Annotated in this window: 20 protein-coding genes and 1 pseudogene; 4 read left to right on the plus strand and 17 right to left on the minus strand. The window is 69.8% G+C overall.

Features of this window, described 5'->3' with window-relative positions:
* Positions 1–203 precede the first annotated feature (203 nt).
* Positions 204–1,682 (minus strand): hypothetical protein, encoded by a 1,479-nt coding sequence (locus AC067M_RS00005; RefSeq protein ID WP_478694664.1) that lies wholly within the window; start codon positions 1,680–1,682, stop codon positions 204–206.
* Positions 1,683–1,962: 280 nt separating this feature from the next.
* Here AC067M_RS00005 and AC067M_RS00010 point away from each other — a divergent pair, with 280 nt between their 5' ends.
* Positions 1,963–3,789: an endonuclease/exonuclease/phosphatase family protein gene (locus tag AC067M_RS00010; RefSeq protein ID WP_478694665.1), complete on the plus strand. Its 1,827-nt coding sequence runs from the start codon at positions 1,963–1,965 to the stop codon at positions 3,787–3,789.
* Between the two features lie 138 nt (positions 3,790–3,927).
* On the opposite strand, the gene AC067M_RS00015 is transcribed toward AC067M_RS00010, so the two are convergent.
* The 5 genes from AC067M_RS00015 to AC067M_RS00035 form a co-directional block, all read right to left on the minus strand.
* Positions 3,928–4,056 carry a hypothetical protein gene (locus AC067M_RS00015; protein WP_478694666.1) on the minus strand — a complete coding sequence of 43 codons (129 nt, stop codon included), beginning with the start codon at positions 4,054–4,056 and terminating at the stop codon, positions 3,928–3,930.
* A 143-nt stretch (positions 4,057–4,199) separates the two neighbouring features.
* Positions 4,200–4,712 (minus strand): DUF3618 domain-containing protein, encoded by a 513-nt coding sequence (locus tag AC067M_RS00020; protein ID WP_478694667.1) that lies wholly within the window; start codon positions 4,710–4,712, stop codon positions 4,200–4,202.
* Positions 4,709–5,128: a phage holin family protein gene (locus tag AC067M_RS00025; RefSeq protein WP_478694668.1), complete on the minus strand. Its 420-nt coding sequence runs from the start codon at positions 5,126–5,128 to the stop codon at positions 4,709–4,711. The genes AC067M_RS00020 and AC067M_RS00025 overlap by 4 nt, the downstream gene beginning before the upstream one ends.
* 57 nt (positions 5,129–5,185) lie before the next feature.
* Positions 5,186–5,878, minus strand: a complete 693-nt coding sequence (locus AC067M_RS00030) for a hypothetical protein (protein WP_478694669.1) — start codon at positions 5,876–5,878, stop codon at positions 5,186–5,188.
* Positions 5,875–6,009, minus strand: a complete 135-nt coding sequence (locus tag AC067M_RS00035) for a hypothetical protein (RefSeq protein ID WP_478694670.1) — start codon at positions 6,007–6,009, stop codon at positions 5,875–5,877. The genes AC067M_RS00030 and AC067M_RS00035 overlap by 4 nt, the downstream gene beginning before the upstream one ends.
* A gap of 168 nt (positions 6,010–6,177) precedes the next feature.
* On the opposite strand from AC067M_RS00035, the gene dapA reads away from it, so the two are divergent.
* Positions 6,178–7,170, plus strand: a complete 993-nt coding sequence (gene dapA / locus AC067M_RS00040) for a 4-hydroxy-tetrahydrodipicolinate synthase (RefSeq protein WP_478694671.1) — start codon at positions 6,178–6,180, stop codon at positions 7,168–7,170.
* A 223-nt stretch (positions 7,171–7,393) separates the two neighbouring features.
* On the opposite strand, the gene AC067M_RS00045 is transcribed toward dapA, so the two are convergent.
* The 3 genes and pseudogenes from AC067M_RS00045 to dapD form a co-directional block, all read right to left on the minus strand.
* Complete coding sequence (locus AC067M_RS00045; protein WP_478694672.1) at positions 7,394–8,059, minus strand: nitroreductase; 666 nt, start codon at positions 8,057–8,059, stop codon at positions 7,394–7,396.
* A gap of 93 nt (positions 8,060–8,152) precedes the next feature.
* Positions 8,153–8,530 (minus strand): annotated as a pseudogene (locus tag AC067M_RS00050) (PNPOx family protein); the annotation flags it as partial.
* A 114-nt stretch (positions 8,531–8,644) separates the two neighbouring features.
* Positions 8,645–9,634: a 2,3,4,5-tetrahydropyridine-2,6-dicarboxylate N-succinyltransferase gene (gene dapD, locus AC067M_RS00055; protein ID WP_478694673.1), complete on the minus strand. Its 990-nt coding sequence runs from the start codon at positions 9,632–9,634 to the stop codon at positions 8,645–8,647.
* A 163-nt stretch (positions 9,635–9,797) separates the two neighbouring features.
* On the opposite strand from dapD, the gene AC067M_RS00060 reads away from it, so the two are divergent.
* Both AC067M_RS00060 and AC067M_RS00065 read left to right on the plus strand, forming a co-directional pair.
* Positions 9,798–10,691: a winged helix-turn-helix transcriptional regulator gene (locus AC067M_RS00060; protein ID WP_478694674.1), complete on the plus strand. Its 894-nt coding sequence runs from the start codon at positions 9,798–9,800 to the stop codon at positions 10,689–10,691.
* A 212-nt stretch (positions 10,692–10,903) separates the two neighbouring features.
* A complete protein-coding gene (locus AC067M_RS00065) occupies positions 10,904–11,737 on the plus strand; it encodes an AbfB domain-containing protein (RefSeq protein WP_478694675.1) in 834 nt (277 codons plus the stop codon).
* Between the two features lie 91 nt (positions 11,738–11,828).
* Here the strand turns inward: AC067M_RS00065 and AC067M_RS00070 are convergent, their stop codons facing one another.
* From AC067M_RS00070 to AC067M_RS00105, 8 genes are read right to left on the minus strand one after another with little or no spacing between them, the layout of a single operon-like run.
* Positions 11,829–12,161 (minus strand): metal-sulfur cluster assembly factor, encoded by a 333-nt coding sequence (locus tag AC067M_RS00070; protein WP_102911749.1) that lies wholly within the window; start codon positions 12,159–12,161, stop codon positions 11,829–11,831.
* Positions 12,158–12,622: a Fe-S cluster assembly sulfur transfer protein SufU gene (gene sufU, locus AC067M_RS00075; RefSeq protein ID WP_328783579.1), complete on the minus strand. Its 465-nt coding sequence runs from the start codon at positions 12,620–12,622 to the stop codon at positions 12,158–12,160. The genes AC067M_RS00070 and sufU overlap by 4 nt, the downstream gene beginning before the upstream one ends.
* Before the next feature lie 16 nt (positions 12,623–12,638).
* The gene (locus tag AC067M_RS00080; protein ID WP_478694676.1) at positions 12,639–13,895 is read right to left on the minus strand and encodes a cysteine desulfurase; all 1,257 of its coding nucleotides are present in this window, start codon (positions 13,893–13,895) and stop codon (positions 12,639–12,641) included.
* Positions 13,892–14,677 carry a Fe-S cluster assembly ATPase SufC gene (sufC, locus tag AC067M_RS00085; protein ID WP_478694677.1) on the minus strand — a complete coding sequence of 262 codons (786 nt, stop codon included), beginning with the start codon at positions 14,675–14,677 and terminating at the stop codon, positions 13,892–13,894. The genes AC067M_RS00080 and sufC overlap by 4 nt, the downstream gene beginning before the upstream one ends.
* Before the next feature lie 7 nt (positions 14,678–14,684).
* On the minus strand, positions 14,685–15,002 hold the full coding sequence (locus tag AC067M_RS00090) for a bifunctional 3-phenylpropionate/cinnamic acid dioxygenase ferredoxin subunit (protein WP_133930531.1): 318 nt from the start codon (positions 15,000–15,002) through the stop codon (positions 14,685–14,687).
* Positions 14,999–16,183 (minus strand): Fe-S cluster assembly protein SufD, encoded by a 1,185-nt coding sequence (gene sufD, locus AC067M_RS00095; RefSeq protein ID WP_478695324.1) that lies wholly within the window; start codon positions 16,181–16,183, stop codon positions 14,999–15,001. The genes AC067M_RS00090 and sufD overlap by 4 nt, the downstream gene beginning before the upstream one ends.
* A gap of 58 nt (positions 16,184–16,241) precedes the next feature.
* Positions 16,242–17,663 carry a Fe-S cluster assembly protein SufB gene (sufB, locus tag AC067M_RS00100; RefSeq protein ID WP_478694678.1) on the minus strand — a complete coding sequence of 474 codons (1,422 nt, stop codon included), beginning with the start codon at positions 17,661–17,663 and terminating at the stop codon, positions 16,242–16,244.
* A complete protein-coding gene (locus tag AC067M_RS00105; RefSeq protein WP_478694679.1) occupies positions 17,660–18,403 on the minus strand; it encodes a helix-turn-helix transcriptional regulator in 744 nt (247 codons plus the stop codon). The genes sufB and AC067M_RS00105 overlap by 4 nt, the downstream gene beginning before the upstream one ends.
* Between the last annotated feature and the right edge of the window lie 66 nt (positions 18,404–18,469).

The following is an 18,469-nucleotide window of genomic DNA, read 5'->3' on the forward strand; positions in this document are numbered from 1 at the left end:
CCCCCCCCCCCCCCCCCCCCCCCCCCCCCCCCCCCCCCCCCCCCCCCCCCCCCCCCCCCCCCCCCCCCCCCCCCCCCCCCCCCCCCCCCCGCCCCCGACCCACGACGCACGGCAGGCGCCACCGGCAAAAACCCACGACGCACGGCAGGCGCCACCGCCAGAAACCCACGCCGCACGGCAGGCGCCACCGCCAAAACCCCGGCTCACTCCCCCCGCTGCGACCGAGCCTTGAACGCAGCCTTCCGAGCCTCCTTGGCTACCCTCTTGTCAGGGTGCAACCGCCCCATCTCCTCCAACACATCCGCCGTAGCGGGATGATCCACACGCCACGCAGCCGCAAAGAAACCCCTGTGCTGCTCGGCAAGCCCCGCCACCAGCTCACGCAACTCCTCGGAGTTGCCCTCTGCCGCCAACTGCGCGGCAACCGTGTCGATGGTGAGCCAGAAGACCATCGCCTCGGACGGCGCCGGAACATCAGCGGCCCCATGCTCGCTCAGCCACACCCGAGCCAGCCCACCCAACTCCGCATCGTCGAGCACTTCCCGCAACGCGGGTTCGGCCTGCACACCGACAAGCGACAGCGCCTGCTGACACCGCAGCCGCCGCAACGGTGCCCCCGCATCGCTCCCACGAGCCGCACCCAGCAACTCCCGCGCGGCCTCCACCACTTCGCGCCGCGCCAACCACTGCTCGGTCTCCGCCAGAGCGGCCCGCGCCCCGAAGGACGCCGTCCCGTCGAGCAGGGCGTCGGCGCCCTTGTCCGCGAGCTCACCCACAGCCGGCGCCGTGAACCCGGCCTCCAGCATCCGCGCCCGCAGCCCGTACAGCCCGAGCGGCGTGAGCCGCACCATGCCGTACCGAGAGACATCGGTTTCGTCCACCGACGCCGAGGGCTCCTCGTCCGCGTCGGCCATCAACGCCTCGTCGACGGGCTGGTAGTCCACCAGCCCCACCGGCGCCAGCACCCGGAACTGCTCGTCCAACCGCATCATCGCGTCGGACACCTGCTCCAGTATGTCGTTGCTGGGCTCCCCCATGCCCCCGGGCATGATCATCGAAGCGGCCAGCGCGGGCAACGGCACCGGCCCCTCCCCCGGCCCGTCCTCACTGACCGTCAGGAGGTACAGGTTTCCCAGCACCCCGTCGAGGAACTCCGCCTCCGCCTCGGGATCCCAGTCCAGCCGCGAGAAGTCGACCTCGCCGCCCTCGTCCATCGCCTCGACCAGATCATCAAGATCGGGCACGCTCGCGTCGGCGATCACGGTCTCCAGGGCGGCCAGCCACACCCCGAGCACGTCGTGCGGCGACCCCCCGGTCAGCAGGGCGAGGTCCGCACCGGCCGCCACGGTGCCGGCCTCCTCGTCGACGACCTCGACCAGCCCGGCGTCCACGGCAACCCGCCACGCCTCACTGGCAAGAGCCGCAGCCTCACTCACCCCAGGAGTCTCACCAGCGGCAGCGCCCTCAGGAGCCTCGCCGCTACCAGGCACAAGCCCCAGCACCTCCGCGGCCCCCGCCAACTGCTCCTCGGCCAGCCCACCCCCCGCGTCGACACGCGTCTCGGGCCCGGCCCAGCGAGCAAGCCGCACGGCCCGTGCGAGCAACGGCGTGGACAGCGCGTCCCGCGCCAGCTCCGCTTCGGAATGCAGGCGCACCGGCGGCAAGGGGGAGCTGTCTGACATCGGTTGGTTCTCCTCGGGCGCGTCGTACCACTCAGTCGCTCAGCCTAGACGGATTTCGACCCATGCCGCCCGGTTCATCTCCCGGTCAGTGGCCGTACATGGCTGAAACCTTGACAACTGACGTGACCAGGCAGGAGATTGACGCGCGTAGAAATCAGTGAACACCTGTGTTCCCGACTCCTACGCACTCTACGCGCGTCGCCATCGCCCCACCGGTCGCGGCCCACCGTCCACGCTCCACCCTCGTCCCGGCGCCCACGTACGTCCCCGGAGGGATCCCTTGCCGAGCAGGTCTTCCGCGCGCCTCGCCGCGCTCACCGTCGCCGCCGTCTGTTCCGCGGCGTCCACCGTCGTCCTCACCTCTCCCGCACACGCCGACTCCCTGCGCATCCACGACATTCAGGGCAACACCCGGATATCCCCGTACGCCGGCAAGCAGGTCACGGACGTGGCCGGAATCGTCACCGGCGTGCGCGGCTACGGCTCCTCCAAGGGCTTCTGGATCCAGGACCCGACCCCGGACGCCGACCCGGCCACGAGTGAGGCCGTCTTCGTCTTCACCAGCTCCGCCCCCAAGGTCGCCGTCGGCGACGCCGTCACCGTCAGCGGCACGGTCTCGGAGTTCGTCCCGGGCGGCACCTCGTCCGGCAACCAGTCGCTGACCGAGATCACGAAGCCGACCTTCACCGTCGTCTCCAGCGGCAACGCCGTCCCGGCCGCCACCGTCGTCGACGCCCGCTCCGTACCGGACGCCTACGCCCCGGCCGGCGACGCCGCCGCCAGCAGTTCGGTCAACGGTCTGACGCTCAAGCCGTCGAAGTACGCCCTGGACTACTACGAGTCCCTGGAGGGCATGAACGTCCGGGTCGCCGACGCGCGCGTGGTCGGCGCCACCGACCCGTTCACCGAGCTGTGGGTCACGGTGAAGCCGCGCGAGCACGCCAACCGCCGCGGCGGCACGGTCTACGGCTCCTACGACTCCCAGAACACCGGCCGGCTCCAGATCCAGTCCCTGGGCGCGGTGGCCGACTTCCCCTCCGCGAACGTCGGCGACACGCTCACCGGCACCACGACGGGCCCGCTGGACTACAACCAGTTCGGCGGCTACACGCTGGTCGCCAACGAGATCGGCACGCTGAAGAGCGCGGGCCTGCAGCGGGAGACCACCCAGAAGCAGAAGAAGGGCGAGCTGGCGGTCGCGACGTACAACGTCGAGAACCTCGACCCGTCCGACGCCACGTTCGAGGAGCACGCCTCCGCGATCGTGAACAACCTGAAGTCGCCCGACATCGTGTCCCTGGAGGAGATCCAGGACAACAACGGCGCGAAGAACGACGGCACAGTGGCCGCCGACCAGACGGTGACCAAGCTGATCGACGCGATCGTCGCGGCGGGCGGCCCGAAGTACGACTGGCGCTCGATCGACCCGGTGAACAACGCGGACGGCGGCGAGCCCGGCGGCAACATCCGCCAGGTGTTCCTGTTCAACCCGGAGCGGGTCTCCTTCACCGACCGCGCGGGCGGCGACGCCGCGACCGCCGTCGGCGTCACCCGGGAGCGCGGCAAGGCGGCCCTGACGGCCTCCCCCGGCCGTATCGATCCCACCGACGCGGCCTGGGCGAACAGCCGCAAGCCGCTGGCCGGCGAGTTCGCCTTCCGTGGCCGCACGGTCTTCGTGATCGCCAACCACTTCAACTCCAAGGGCGGCGACCAGGGCCTGACCTCGCAGTACCAGCCGCCGGCGCGCAGCTCGGAGACCCAGCGCCACCAGCAGGCGACGCTGGTGAACGCGTTCGTCAAGAAGATCCTCGATGTCCAGAAGAACGCGGACGTCATCGCGCTGGGCGACATCAACGACTTCGAGTTCTCCGACACCGCGGGGCTCCTCGAGGGTGACGGCGAGCTGTGGTCGGCGATCAAGTCGCTGCCGAAGAGCGAGCGTTACACGTACGACTACCAGGGCAACAGCCAGGTCCTCGACCAGATCCTGGTCAGCCCGTCGATCCGGCGCGGCTGCGGCCTCGAGTACGACAGCGTGCACATCAACGCCGAGTTCAACGACCAGATCAGCGACCACGACCCGCAGGTCCTGCGGTTCCAGCCGTAGCTGAAAGTGACGCGGGGCCGACCGGACAGAACGCCGTCCGGCCGGCCCCGTCTCTGCTCGCCCACCACGTCTGCACCGGTCACGACACCGTCACCGTGCTGCACTCGCGCAGGGGGCGAACGGGCCGGCCTACGACGCCTACGCCAAGGCACAGGCCTCGACGGTCTGCCGCTGACGTGACGGCGTCCCCGCCCGCCAGGCGCTGAAGAGGAGCGAGTGGACGCGCGGATCGGCGGCGTCGGGGTGGGCGTCGGTGCGGCGGGTCATGCCTGCCTCCACGGATCGGTGGGCGGTGCGTGTACACCGCCCACCGTCCGACCTCGACCGGACTTGAGGTCAAGCACCGCCCGGCCGACCGGCATCACCACAGGGACCGCTCAGCCCCTCCGCACGACCACCGAAGGCTCGCCTCAGTGGTGCCGTCGTCGCAGCACGGCCGCCGCGATCACGGCGCCCGTGGCTCCGGCGATCAGCACGACGCCGGGGTGCCGCAGACCGGCCTGGACGACGGTCCGTACCGGGCTCGGCAGTCCGTCCACGGCGTGGCCCGCCTGCTCCGCCCTGCCCTGGACGACGTGCCCGGCCCGACCCGCCCGGCCCTGGACCACGTGTCCGGCCTGGGTCGCCCTGCCCTGCAGGGTGTGGCCCGCCTGGGCCGCCCTGCCCTGGACGACGTGTCCGGCCTGGGCGGCCTTGCCCTGGACGGCATGGCTCGCCTGCGCGGCGGTGCTGCGCAGTTGGACGGTCATGGCGCCGGCCTTGTCCCTGAGGTCGGCTGCGCGGGCCATGGCGCGGCCCTTCACATCCGCCTTCGCGGCCAACTCCTCTATGGTGTCGCCGAGTTGACTCCTGGTCTGCGCTATCTGCCGGCGCAGCTCGTCGGGCCCCTTGGCGCCGCCCGTCTTCGGTGTCCTGTCCGTCATCGATGCGCCCTTTCCCTGATCTCCTCGACATCGGCCCTGACGCTGCCGAGGGTCTCCTCGGGGGTGGGGGGCGCGGCACGGCGCAGCTGCGAACGACCGAGCGCGGCCAGCAGGCCGGCTACGGCGAACAGCACCGCCGTGACGATCAGCGCCGCGGCCCACACGGGCAGCGTCAGCGAGAGCGCGGCGGTGGCCGTACCGGCCAGGGCGAGCAGACCGGCGTAGGCGAAGGCGCCCGCGGCACCGATCATCCCGCCGCCGCGGCCCGCACGCCGGCCCTTCTCGGCCAGCTCCTCCTTCGCGAGGCCGATCTCCTGCCGTACCAGCCGGGAAAGTTGTTCAGTGGCCTGTCCGACGAGTTCACCCACGGAGTGGTGCTCGTCGAGGGCAGGTCGGGAGTGCATGGTCCCGGTCACGGTGTTCCGCCTCCTCTCGTCTTTCCGGAAACACCCGGGTACCCGGGCCGGTCCCCGTTACCCCTGCTCGCCACCCCCGCTCCCGCGCTGCCCGAGCCGCGCCAGTTGAGCCTCGAACCAGTCGAGCCGCGCCTGCAACAGGGCTGCCTGCGCGACGAGTTCGGGCACACCGAGCCCATCGGCCGCATCGAGCCCGGCTGCCCCTGCCGCCGTCCCGGCCCCAGCCACGACCCGCAGCCCCTCCCCGCCCAGCCGGGCGAACCCGGCGAGCGATACGGACGTACGGCCGCGCAGGCAGCCCGCGCAACGCGGCGCCAGTGCCAGCCAGCCGGGGCGCCCCCAGCCGGCGTCGGCCAGCGCGGAGGCGACCGCGCCGCACGCACAGGGACCGACGGTGGCCGTGCGGACGCGCTGGCGGGCGTAGCGGAAGCCGCGCTCGAAGCGGATGTAGGCGCCCAGTACCGTGACCTCGAGCAGGACGGCCGTCCGGTGTTCGGCCGTGCACAGCATCGCCTCGGCGGTCGTGCGGTCGTGCACGCAGTGGAAGCCGCAGTCGCAGCGGCGGTGCGGCGCCCTGTGTCGCAGGCCGTAGACGCAGGACGCGTCGGCCAGGACTCCGTACGGCAGCGCGCCACCCAGCGACACACCGGTGAACCCGGCCCGGGTGCCGTCCTGCGACAGCACCGGGTGGGCGATCTTGTATCCGGTCGGCGGCTCCGTAGGGCGTTCCTCCGGAAGCCGCAGCCTCATCGGGCGGCCGGTACCTCTTCGGGCGCGGACGCCTGGAGGTCGTCGATCTCCTCGGGGAGTACGACTTCCTCGTCATGGTCCTGCGGCTGCTCCTCCGCGACTCCGGTGGCGAGTGCCTTGCCGAGCTTCATGACGCCTCCCATGTCCAGGGACAAATGACCGTCATGGCCATGGTGACCCATCAGGGGCACATTGGACACCGGGCCTGGCGACTCGACTCTCACTTCTCAGTGATGCTTACACATATCTCGTAGCAAATTTAAGTGGAGCTTCACGATGGCCCGACCGAGACTACCCCCATGACGACCGCAGCCTCCCCGCCCCCGCCTTTCGGCCGCGCCCTGTGCGCGATGATCACGCCCTTCACCGAGGCCGGCACGCTCGACCTCGACGGCGCGCAGCGGCTCGCCGACCGGCTGGTGACGGAGGGCTGCGACGGCCTCGTCCTCTCCGGCACCACGGGCGAGAGCCCGACCACGACGGACGCCGAGAAGTCCGCGCTGGTCGGCGCCGTGCGCGAGGCGGTCGGTGATCGCGCGTCCCTGGTCGCGGGCGTGGGTACCGCCGACACCCGGCACACCGTCGAGCTCGCCCTGGCCGCGGAGAAGGCCGGCGCGGACGGCGTGCTGGTGGTCACCCCGTACTACAGCAGACCCCCGCAGGACGCCGTCGAGGCGCACTTCCGGGACGTCGCGGACGCCTCCGGGCTGCCGCTCGTGCTGTACGACATCCCGGGCCGCACCGGTACCCGTATCGAACCCGAGACGATGATCCGCCTGGCCGAGCACCCCCGGATCGTCGCGGTGAAGGACTGCTCCTACGACTTCCTCGGCACCCAGAAGGTGCTGTCCCGCACCGAGTTGGCGTACTACGCGGGCTGCGACGAGCACGTCCTCGCCCTGTACGCGGTGGGCGCGGCCGGCTACGTCAGCACGGTCGCCAACGTCGCGCCGCGCGAGTTCCGGGCCGTTCTCGACGCGTTCGACGCGGGCGCCACGGCCGAGGCGGCCCGCCTCCAGCAGCGGGCCACGCCCCTCATCGAGGCGATGATGGCGGGGGGCCTGCCCGGAACCGTCACAACCAAGGCGCTCCTCAACGCCCTGGACCTGCCGGCCGGCCCGGTCCGCCCACCGCTGCGAAGCGCCGACCGCGCGACGACCGACGGGCTGCTGGCAACGTACGAGCGGCTCATGTGGAGAGCGGGATCCGCGTATCGCACAGATCGACCGACTCAAGGAAGAGGTGGCCCAACTTCGTGGACGAGTCAGCCGGATGAACCAGGAACTCGCTGAGAGAGAGGAATTCCGTGCGACGGCTCTGTCCCGGCTTGCCGCCCAGCATGAGGAGATCATCTCGCTGAGGCGGCAGCTCCAGGACGCCACCGCACGGGGCTTGCGCGTGGCACCGTCACGATGAGCCACAGCTGGTGAACAGCCTATGGCTGCCGCCGGGGGACACGACGCCGGCCCGGACGGTCGCGGTAGCACGGTCCCGTGGTACTTGACCGCCCGGCGGTCACACTCCGATGAAGCTCACTGTTTCTGTCATGTCCGCCCGCCCGGTGCGCAGCGGTGGCACCCCTTCCTTCTCGAATCCCACCGCGACACCGCAGAACAGCACGAGCCCGTCGTCTGCCCCGACCAGCTGGCTGACGGTCTTGCGATACATCGTCCACATCACCTGAGGGCAGCTGTGCAACCCTTCAGCCCTCAGCAGCAGCATGACCGTCTGCAAGTACATCCCCGCGTCCCCCCACTGCCCGGGCCCCATCGTCCGGTCGAGGTAGCAGAACAGCACGACCGGGGCCCCGAACGCCTCCGAGTTCAAGGCGGCGATCTTTTTGGGCCTGTCGAGGTCGTCGCGCTCGATCCCCAATGCTTCGTACCGCTGGGCGGCAGCGGCCGAAAAGCGGTCCAGGTATGGCGAGGTCAGTTCGGTCGGGTACATCGGGTACTCCCGCTCATCACCCGGGTCGCCCGCCAATGCCCTGGCCGTCGCGCGCCTCTTCAGTTCGGCCAAGGACTCGCCGCTCACGACATACACATGCCACGGCTGGAGGTTCCCACTCGACGGAGCACGCGTCGCTGCAGCCAGCACTCGTTCGAGTGCCTCTTTGGCAACCGGCTCATCGCTGAACGCCCGCACGGCCCGACGACTGTCCACTGCTTCATACACGTCCACGTCTTCTCGTCCCTCTCAGCCAACGACAGCAACCTCTCCATCGTCTTCAGCGTGCATGAAGGCATCAGAGGGGCTGTATCGCCGGTCGGCCCGTTACTCGTACCGGTACTTCAGCGAATCCGCCTCCGCCTGCTCGATGTCAGCGATCGTCAGCTCCGGCATCCGCAGCTGGGCCAGCGTCACCTCGGCCGAGGTCGGCTGGGCGTCCGCCGGCAGCCACTGCTCCGGCTTCCACGCACCGCTGCGCAGCAGCGACTTGGGGCAGTGCGGGTAGACCTCCTCGATCCCCACCACCAGCGCACTGGCCGGCGGCTTGCCCACGGCGGTCAGCTGCGACAACAGCTCCGGGCGGGTGGAGACACAGGCCCGGCCGTTCACCCTGAGCGTCGTGGTGCGCCCCGGGATGACAAACAGCAGCCCGGCCCGTCCGGTGGCGACGACGTTCTGCAGGGTGTCCAGACGCTTGTTGCCTGCACGTGGTGCGCGGCGGGAAGCGGCTGCTGAACACCCGCCACCACCTGGAGGCGGCCCGGCTCACCGAGGAGCGGTGGAGGGAGCGGTGGCAGGTTGACCTGGGCCGGCGTCTTAGTTGTGGCTGTGCAGGATCTCGTTCAGGCCGCCCCACTCGGCGTTGTTCGGGACGGCCTGGACCATGCCGTTCAGCGAGTTGCGGCGGAAAAGGATGTTGTTCGCGCCGGAGAGCTCACGCGCCTTGACGATCTGGCCGTCGGGCAGCGCGACCTTGGTGCCGGCGGTGATGTACAGGCCCGCCTCGACCACGCAGTCGTCGCCGAGCGCGATGCCGACACCGGCCTCCGCGCCGACGAGGGACCGCTCGCCGATGGCCACGCGCTCCTTGCCGCCGCCGGACAGGGTGCCCATGGTGGACGCACCGCCGCCGATGTCGGAGCCGTCGCCGACGACGACGCCCTGGGAGATACGGCCCTCGACCATGGAGGTGCCGAGGGTGCCGGCGTTGAAGTTGACGAAGCCCTCGTGCATGACGGTGGTGCCGGACGAGAGGTGGGCACCGAGACGGACGCGGTCGGCGTCGGCGATGCGGACCCCGGCCGGGGCGACGTAGTCCGTCATCCGCGGGAACTTGTCGACGCCGAACACGCTCAGGTGCTGCCCACGGGCGCGGGCGGCGAGCCGCACCGTCTCCAGGGTGTCCACGGCGACCGGACCGAGGGACGTCCAGGCCACGTTGGCGAGGAGGCCGAAGATGCCGTCCAGGCTCTGCTCGTTCGGCTTGACGAGCCGGTGCGAGAGCAGGTGGAGGCGCAGGTAGGCGTCGTGGGTGTCGAGCGGCTTGTCGTCGAGCGAGGAGATGACCGTACGGACCGCGACGACCTCCACGCCACGCACCTCGTCCTTGCCGACGGCGGCGACGGCGTGCTCGCCGATCAGCTCACGCATGCGGTCGGCGTCGAGCCGCTCGCTGCCGGCGGGGCCGGGCTCGACGGCGAGCTCGGGGGCGGGGAACCAGGTGTCGAGAACGGTGCCGTCGGCGGCGATGGTGGCGAGCCCGGCGGCAACGGCGCCGGTGGTACGAGGAGCAGTCGTGTCGGTCATGGGGGAAACCTAACCGCCCGGGGCCCACGGAGGCCAACCCGCGGGCGACCGTCTCAGGTGCCGGGCGGGCGGAGCCGCGGCCCCGTCGGTCCTGGTGGGTTTCTTGTAGGAACCCACTATGCTCGACGCAACGACGTCGCACGGCAGGGAGGCCGACCGACCCATGGCCCGCAGGACCAGCCTGGAGGACTCCACCTGTGCCATCGCCCAGGCCCTGGACGTCGTCGGCGACTGGTGGACCCTCCTCATCGTGCGCGACACCGCACGGGGCGTGCACCGCTTCGACGAGCTCCAGCGCGAGCTCGGCCTCTCGCGCAAGGTGCTGGCCGAGCGGCTGCGCCTCCTCGTGGAGGCGGACGTGCTCACGCGGGTGCCGTACCAGGAGCGTCCGGTACGGCACGAGTACCGCCTCACCCCGCGCGGCCGCGCCCTGCTGCCCGTCCTGATCGCCCTTCAGGACTGGGGGGATGCCTGGGTCCTGGGCGACGGGAGGACGACGGCCACGGCGTCGGACGCCTCGACGGAGGCCCGCCGGGTGCACGAGCTGGTCGGCACCCAGCTCCCCGGCCTCCGGCTCCCCGACCACGCGGGCGTGTTGCGCGACCCGGTCGCCGCCGACACCCCGTTCACCGTCGTGTACTGCTTCCCCGGCGCCTACGCGCACGCGGACGCCTATCCGCCGGGCTGGACGGACATCCCTGGCGCCCCCGGCTGCACCCTGGAGTCCTGCACCTATCGCGACCGCCTCGCGGAGTTCCACGCGGCCGGCGCCACTGTGCACGGGGTCTCGACGCAACGCCCCGACGAGCTGCGGGCGTTCGCAGAGAAGGAGGGCCTGGGCTTTCCACTCCTGTCGGACGCGGAGCCGGCCCTGATGGCCGCCCTGCGACTGCCCACGTTCCGCGCGGCGGGCATGGGGCGCCTCAAGCGGCTCACCCTCGTCGTGGACCGGCAGCGGGTCGTACGGGCCGTGCAGTACCCGGTCCCGGACATCGCGGGGAGCGTGGAGGCGGCGCTGGCGACGGTGCGGCGCCTGGCTCCCGATCCGGTGGAGTGAGCCCCGGGCACGCTGCGGGCTGACTGCTGGTCACGCTGTCAACTGACTCTCGGTCACATCGCGCATCAAGCTCTGATCACACTCTGGAAACCGCTCACTTCAAACGGCTGCTCGAAGGTCATCTGTTCCACTACTCTTCCATCTGCTTCACCATTCACACACCGGGTCATCGCAGCCGCGGCAGCCGTGGAGCGCCGCGAGAGGAACAGCGCATGCCAGAAAACAAGTCCCGGCCCCCGCAGGAGCACCCGTGGGAGAACGGCTGGGCCCCGGACACCTCCCGGACGCCGGGCACCCGTCGGCTGTGGCTGGCGGGTGGCCTCGCCGTGGCCACCATCACGGCCTGCGTGGTGGCCATCACCGCCACGGAAAGGGACGGTGACGGGATGTCGGGGAAGGCATCGGCCTCCGGCACCGCGCCGGGCCTGATCTCCTTCGGCACGCCGTCTCCGGCCGGCACCACGACGCCCAAGGGCAAGACCGCGATGCCGTACGCGGCCGCCGCCTCGCCCACCCCCCTCAAGGAGAGCCCCACACCGACACCCACCCCCACACCCACCAAGCCTCCGGCGGCCGACAAGCCCGCCAAGCCGGCCCCGGCCGAGGAGAAGGCCCCCAAGCCCGCGACGAACTGGCGCTCCGTCCGCTCGGCCAACTACCCGGAGCGGTACTGGTACGTGACGGGCAGCTATGTGAAGCTCGCCCAGGTCAGCTCCGCGGGCGCACGCCAGGACGCCACCTTCGCCCTGGTCAAGGGCCTGGCCAACGGCGCCTGTTACTCGTTCGCCACGGCGGACGGCGGCTATCTGCGGCACCGCAACTTCGTGCTGCGCGCCGAGCACGACGACGGTTCGTCCCTCTTCGAGCAGGACGCCACCTTCTGCCCGCGCGTCTCCCCCTACTCCGGCGCGACCATGCTGGAGTCGGTCAACTACCCGGGCCGCTTCCTGCGCCACAAGGACTTCCAGATCCGTCTGGACCCGTACCAGTACAACGGCCTGTACGCCGCGGACTCGGCGTTCAGGCTCGTGGGCGGCCTGGCCTGAGAAACGACAAACGGCGACGTTCTGACGAACGTCGCCGTTTCGCATGTGCCCTGAGTGCGCCCCAGGTCCGCATGTGCTCTGCGCCTGCGCCTCAGACGTTGAACCCGAGCGCCCGCAGCTGCTCGCGGCCGTCGTCGGTGATCTTGTCGGGGCCCCACGGCGGCATCCAGACCCAGTTGATGCGCAGCTCGTTGACCAGGCCGTCCGTGGCGGACTTCGCCTGGTCCTCGATGACGTCCGTCAGCGGGCAGGCCGCCGAGGTCAGGGTCATGTCGAGGGTCGCGATGTTCGCGTCGTCGATGTGGATGCCGTAGATCAGGCCGAGGTTGACGACGTCGATGCCCAGCTCGGGGTCGACGACGTCGTACAGCGCCTCGCGGACCTCTTCCTCCGAGGCCGGCTTCATCTCAACGGTCTCGCTCATGCCGTCTTCCTTTCGGCGTCGGCGCCCAGGGCCTGGGCCGTCGCGTCCTTCCACGCCATCCAGCTGAGGAGGGCGCACTTGACCCGGGCCGGGTACTTGGAGACACCGGCGAACGCGACCGCGTCCTCCAGCACCTCTTCCATCGCGTCGTCGGGCTCGATCCTGCCCTTCGACTGCATCAGTTCCAGGAAGGTCTCCTGGATCTTCTGCGCCTCCGCCAGGTCCTTGCCGACCAGCAGATCGTTCAGGACGGACGCACTGGCCTGGCTGATCGAGCAGCCCTGGCCCTCGTACGAGACGTCCTCGATCCTCTTGCCGTCGTACTTCACACGGAGGGTGATCTCGTCGCCGCACGTCGGGTTCACATGGTGCACCTCGGCGTCGCCATCCCTCAGACCACGCCCGTGCGGGTGCTTGTAGTGGTCCAGGATGACTTCCTGGTACATCGAGTCCAGCTTCACGGTTTCAGCACGCCCTTCAGCCGAAGAAGTTCCGTACGTGCTCCAGCCCCTCGACCAGTGCGTCGATCTCGGCGGGCGTGGAGTACAGATAGAACGACGCTCGCGTGGTCGCGGGAATTCCGTACCGGAGGCAGACGGGCCGTGCGCAGTGGTGACCGACCCGGACCGCGATGCCCTGCTCGTCGAGGACCTGGCCCACGTCGTGCGGGTGGATGTCGCCGAGCGTGAAGGAGATCGCCGCGCCCCGGTCCTCGGCCGTGGCCGGCCCGATGATCCTGAGGTCCGGGACCTCCGCGAGGCGCTTCACCGCGTACTCGGTGATCGCGTGCTCATGGGCGAGGATCTTGTCCATGCCGATCGAGTTCAGATAGTCGATCGCGGCGCCCAGACCGACCGCCTGCGCGATCGGAGGCGTGCCCGCCTCGAACTTGTGCGGTGCCGGGGCGTACGTCGACGAGTGCATCGACACCGTCTCGATCATCTCGCCGCCGCCCAGGAACGGGGGCAGGTCCTCCAGGAGTTCCTGGCGGCCCCACAGCACGCCGATGCCCGTCGGGCCGCACATCTTGTGGCCGGTGAAGGCCACGAAGTCGGCCTGGAGGGCCTGGACGTCCAGCGGCATGTGCGGCGCGGCCTGCGAGGCGTCGATGCAGACGAGGGCACCGACCTCCTGCGCGCGGCGCACTATCGCCTCGACCGGGTTGACCGTGCCCAGGATGTTGGACACCAGCACGAAGGAGACGATCTTCGTCTTCTCGGTGATGATCTCTTCGATGTTGGAGAGGTCGAGGCGGCCGTCGTCGGTCAGGCCGAACCACTTCAGCTTCGCGCCCGTGCGCTGCGCGAGCAGCTGCCACGGCACGATGTTGGAGTGGTGCTCCATCTCCGTGATGACGATCTCGGTCTCGGAGTCCACGCGGTAGGGCTCGTCGGCCCAGCCCAGCATGTTCGCCACGAGGTTGAGCGACTCGGAGGCGTTCTTGGTGAAGATCACCTCGTCGCGGCTCGGCGCGTTGATGAAGGCGGCGACCTTGTCACGCGCGCCCTCGTACAGCGCCGTGGCCTCCTCGGCGAGCACATGCACACCGCGGTGGACGTTGGCGTTGTAGCGCTCGTAGTACTCGTTCAGGGCGTCGAGCACCTGGCGCGGTTTCTGCGAGGTCGCCGCGTTGTCCAGGTACACGAGCTTCCGGCCGTCGTGGACCTGACGGTCCAGGATGGGGAAGTCCTTGCGGATCGCCTCGGTGTCGAGGAGGCCCGGCAGCTGTGTCACGCGGATACGCCACCCTTCGTGTCGACTTCGTCGAGCTTCGCATACGCCTCGTAGCCCTCGTTCTCCAGCTTGTCGGCGAGCTCGGCACCGCCGGACTCGACGATCCGGCCGCCGGAGAAGACGTGGACGTAGTCGGGCTTGATGTAGCGCAGGATGCGCGTGTAGTGCGTGATCAGCAGGGTGCCGACCTCGCCGGTCTCACGGACGCGGTTCACGCCCTCGGAGACGATCCGCAGGGCGTCGACGTCGAGGCCGGAGTCCGTCTCGTCGAGGATCGCGACCTTCGGCTTGAGCAGCTCCAGCTGGAGGATCTCGTGGCGCTTCTTCTCACCACCGGAGAAGCCCTCGTTGACGTTGCGCTCGGCGAAGGACGGGTCCATGTTGAGGCGCTGCATGGCCTCCTTGACCTCCTTCACCCAGGTGCGCAGCTTGGGGGCCTCGCCGCGGATGGCGGTGGCGGAGGTGCGCAGGAAGTTGGAGACCGAGACGCCGGGGACCTCGACCGGATACTGCATCGCCAGGAACAGGCCCGCGCGGGCACGCTCGTCGACGGACATCTCCAGGACGTCCTCGCCGTCGAGCAGCACGGTGCCGCTGGTGATCGTGTACTTCGGGTGACCCGCGAGCGAGTAGGCGAGGGTCGACTTGCCCGAGCCGTTGGGGCCCATGATGGCGTGCGTCTCGCCCTGCTTCACGGTGAGGTCGACGCCCTTGAGGATCTCCTTCGTGGCGTTGTCGGCCTCGACGGTGACGTGCAGGTCTCGGATTTCAAGCGTTGCCATGGGTGCCTCAGGACTCCTGGGTGAGGGAGACGAGAACGTCGTCCCCTTCGATGTGTACGGGGTATACGGGGACGGGGCGCGTCGCGGGAAGGCCGGACGGCTTGCCGGTGCGGAGGTCGAACGCGGAGCCGTGCAGCCAGCACTCGATCTGACAGTCCTCCACCTCGCCCTCGGAGAGCGAGACGTTCGCATGCGAGCAGATGTCGTGGATGGCGAACACCTCCCCCTCGGTCTTCACGACCGAGACCGGCGTGCCGTCGAGTTCGACCCGCTTAGGGGTGTCCTCCTCCAGCTCGCTCAGTCCGCAGGCGCGTACGAAGGTCATGCGACCGACGCCTCCAGCTCCTCTTCGATCTTCGCGAGCAGGCGCTCCTCGATGTCGTCGACACCGATCTGCTGGACCAGCTCGGCGAAGAAGCCGCGGACCACCAGGCGGCGGGCCTCGTGCTCCGGGATGCCGCGGGCCATCAGGTAGAAGAGCTGCTCGTCGTCGAAGCGGCCGGTGGCGGAGGCGTGGCCGGCGCCGACGATCTCGCCCGTCTCGATCTCGAGGTTCGGTACGGAGTCGACCCGGGCGCCGTCCGTGAGGACCAGGTTGCGGTTCATCTCGTAGGTGTCCGTGCCCTCGGCCTTGGCCTCGATGAGCACGTCACCGATCCACACGGCGTGCGCGTCGTCGCCCTGGAGCGCGCCCTTGTAGGCGACGTTCGACTTGCAGTGCGGGGTGTTGTGGTCGACCAGGAGGCGGTGCTCCTGGTGCTGACCGGCGTCCGTGAAGTACAGGCCGTACAGCTCGGCCTCACCGCCGGTGCCGGCGTACTGGACGCGCGGGTGGAGGCGGACGAGGTCGCCGCCGAAGGTCACGACGATCGACTTGAAGGTCGCGTCCCGGCCGACGAGGGCGTTGTGCTGGGCCACGTGGACGGCCTTGTCGTCCCAGTCCTGGACGGAGACGACGGTGAGCTTGGCGCCGTCGCCCAGGAGGTAGTCGACGTTGGCGGCGAGCACGGCGTCACCGGTGTGGTCGATGACGACGACGGCCTCGGCGAAGGCGCCCAGTTCGATGAGCTGGTGGCCGTAGGCGACCCCGCCCTCCCCGTGCACGGAGATGCGGATCGGCTCGGTGAGCACCGTCTCCTTGGGGACGCTGACCACGCCGGCCTTCTCGAACGCGGAGTACGCCTGGGCGGCCACGCGGTCCGCGGGGGTGCCCGCCTTGCCGAGCCGCGCGTCGTCGCGGCCGACGGTCTCGACGGTGACGCCCTCGGGGGCCTGAACGTCGACCTTCACGCCGTTGCCGGTGGCGACCGCGGTGCCGTCGTGCAGGCCGCGCAGCCGCTCCAGCGGGGTGAAGCGCCACTCCTCCTCACGGCCGTGGGGGACGGGGAAGTCCGCCACGTCGTAGGAGGGCGGCGCGCTCATGCGCGTGGCGACGGTCGACTCCGCGGCGACCGCGATCGAGCCCGCGGTGGTGGACCCCACGGGAATGTTCTGGGCCTCAGCCATGGCTGTCGTCATGCTCGCTTTCTTACGGGAGGGGCTTGATGGGGACGGCGGCGGGTGGTCAGCCGACCGCGCCTTCCATCTGGAGCTCGATCAGCCGGTTGAGTTCGAGGGCGTACTCCATGGGCAGTTCCTTCGCGATGGGCTCGACGAAGCCGCGCACGATCATCGCCATCGCCTCGAACTCGCTCAGACCGCGGCTCATCAGGTAGAAGAGCTGGTCATCGGAGACCTTGGAGACGGTCGCCTCGTGGCCCATGGACACGTCGTCCTCACGGACGTCCACGTAGGGGTACGTGTCGGAGCGGGAGATGGTGTCGACGAGCAGCGCGTCGCACAGCACGTTCGACTTGGATCCCGCAGCGCCCTCGCCGATCTCGACGAGACCGCGGTAGGAGGTACGGCCGCCGCCACGCGCCACCGACTTGGAGACGATGTTGGAGGAGGTGTTCGGCGCCATGTGAACCATCTTGGAGCCGGCGTCCTGGTGCTGCCCCTCGCCCGCGAAGGCGATGGACAGGGTCTCGCCCTTGGCGTGCTCGCCCATCAGGTAGACGGCCGGGTACTTCATCGTCACCTTGGAGCCGATGTTGCCGTCGATCCACTCCATGGTCGCGCCCTCGTACGCCACGGCGCGCTTGGTGACCAGGTTGTAGACGTTGTTCGACCAGTTCTGGATGGTCGTGTAGCGGCAGCGGGCGTTCTTCTTGACGATGATCTCGACCACTGCGGAGTGCAGCGAGTCCGACTTGTAGATCGGGGCCGTACAACCCTCGACGTAGTGCACGTAGGCACCCTCGTCGACGATGATCAGGGTCCGCTCGAACTGGCCCATGTTCTCCGTGTTGATACGGAAGTAGGCCTGGAGCGGGATCTCGACGTGCACGCCCTTCGGCACGTAGATGAAGGAGCCGCCCGACCACACGGCGGTGTTCAGGGCCGCGAACTTGTTGTCACCGGCGGGGATGACGGTCCCGAAGTACTCCTTGAAGAGCTCCGGGTGCTCCTTCAGCGCGGTGTCGGTGTCGAGGAAGATGACGCCCTGCTCCTCCAGGTCCTCTCGGATCTGGTGGTAGACGACCTCCGACTCGTACTGGGCGGCGACACCGGCGACGAGGCGCTGCTTCTCCGCCTCCGGGATGCCGAGCTTGTCGTAGGTGTTCTTGATGTCCTCGGGCAGGTCCTCCCAGGACTCCGCCTGCTTCTCCGTGGAGCGCACGAAGTACTTGATGTTGTCGAAGTCGATGCCCGACAGGTCCGAGCCCCAGTTCGGCATGGGCTTCTTCTCGAAGAGCTTGAGGCCCTTCAGGCGCAGCTTGGTCATCCACTCCGGCTCCGACTTCTTGCCGGAGATGTCGCGGACGACCTCCTCGTCGATGCCGCGCCTGGCTGAAGCGCCGGCGGTGTCGGAGTCGGCCCAGCCGTATTCGTACTTGCCCAGGCCCTCGAGCTCGGGGTGGGCAGTCTCCGTGGGGAGAGTCATGCGGGGTTCCTCCCGGCCGTGCTTGCAGATGCGTTGTGGGAAATCTTGGGGATGAACGTCGTGCAGACGCCGTCGCCGTGGGCGATGGTCGCCAGTCGCTGGACGTGCGTTCCGAGCAGCTCGGCGAAGATTTCCGTCTCCGCCTCGCACAGCTGGGGGAACTGCTCCGCCACATGGGCGACCGGGCAGTGGTGCTGACAGAGCTGCTCACCCTGTTGCGGGAGGGGCGCGCTGCGCGCCGTAGCAGCGTACCCGTCGACGCTGAGGGCCTTGGCCAGGGCTTCGGCTCGTCTGTCCGGGGTGACGGCCTCGATCGCCTTGCGGTACGCGCTCGCCTGGGCGGCGATCCTGGCGCGGGCGAAGGCGGCGATGGCGTCGCTCCCGCCCTCCTGGTCGGCGATCCAGCGCAGGGCGTCCGCGGCGAGCTTGTCGTACGACTGGTCGAAGGCGTCGCGGCCGCAGTCCGTCAGGGCGAAGACCTTGGCGGGCCGGCCGCGGGTACGCGCCCCGTAGACGCGCTGCTCTCGGGCTTCCACGACGTCGTCGGCGACCAGTGCGTCGAGATGCCGACGTACGGCGGCCTGGGTCAGGCCCAGCCGCGCGGCGAGCTCGGCGACGGTCGACGGCCCGTGGTCCAGGATGGACCGCGCGACCCGGTTGCGTGTGGAACGCTCCCCGGTCGCGAACTCCTCCTGCGGGGTCCCCGTGGGGGTCTCCCGAGCCGCTCCGACGTTTTTCACAACGCCATTGTTGCGTAATTCCTCAGGGGCGGGCAAGCCGCACCCCGGCCACCCGGCGGTGCCCTG

This window comes from Streptomyces sp. NPDC043427 (assembly GCF_056436655.1).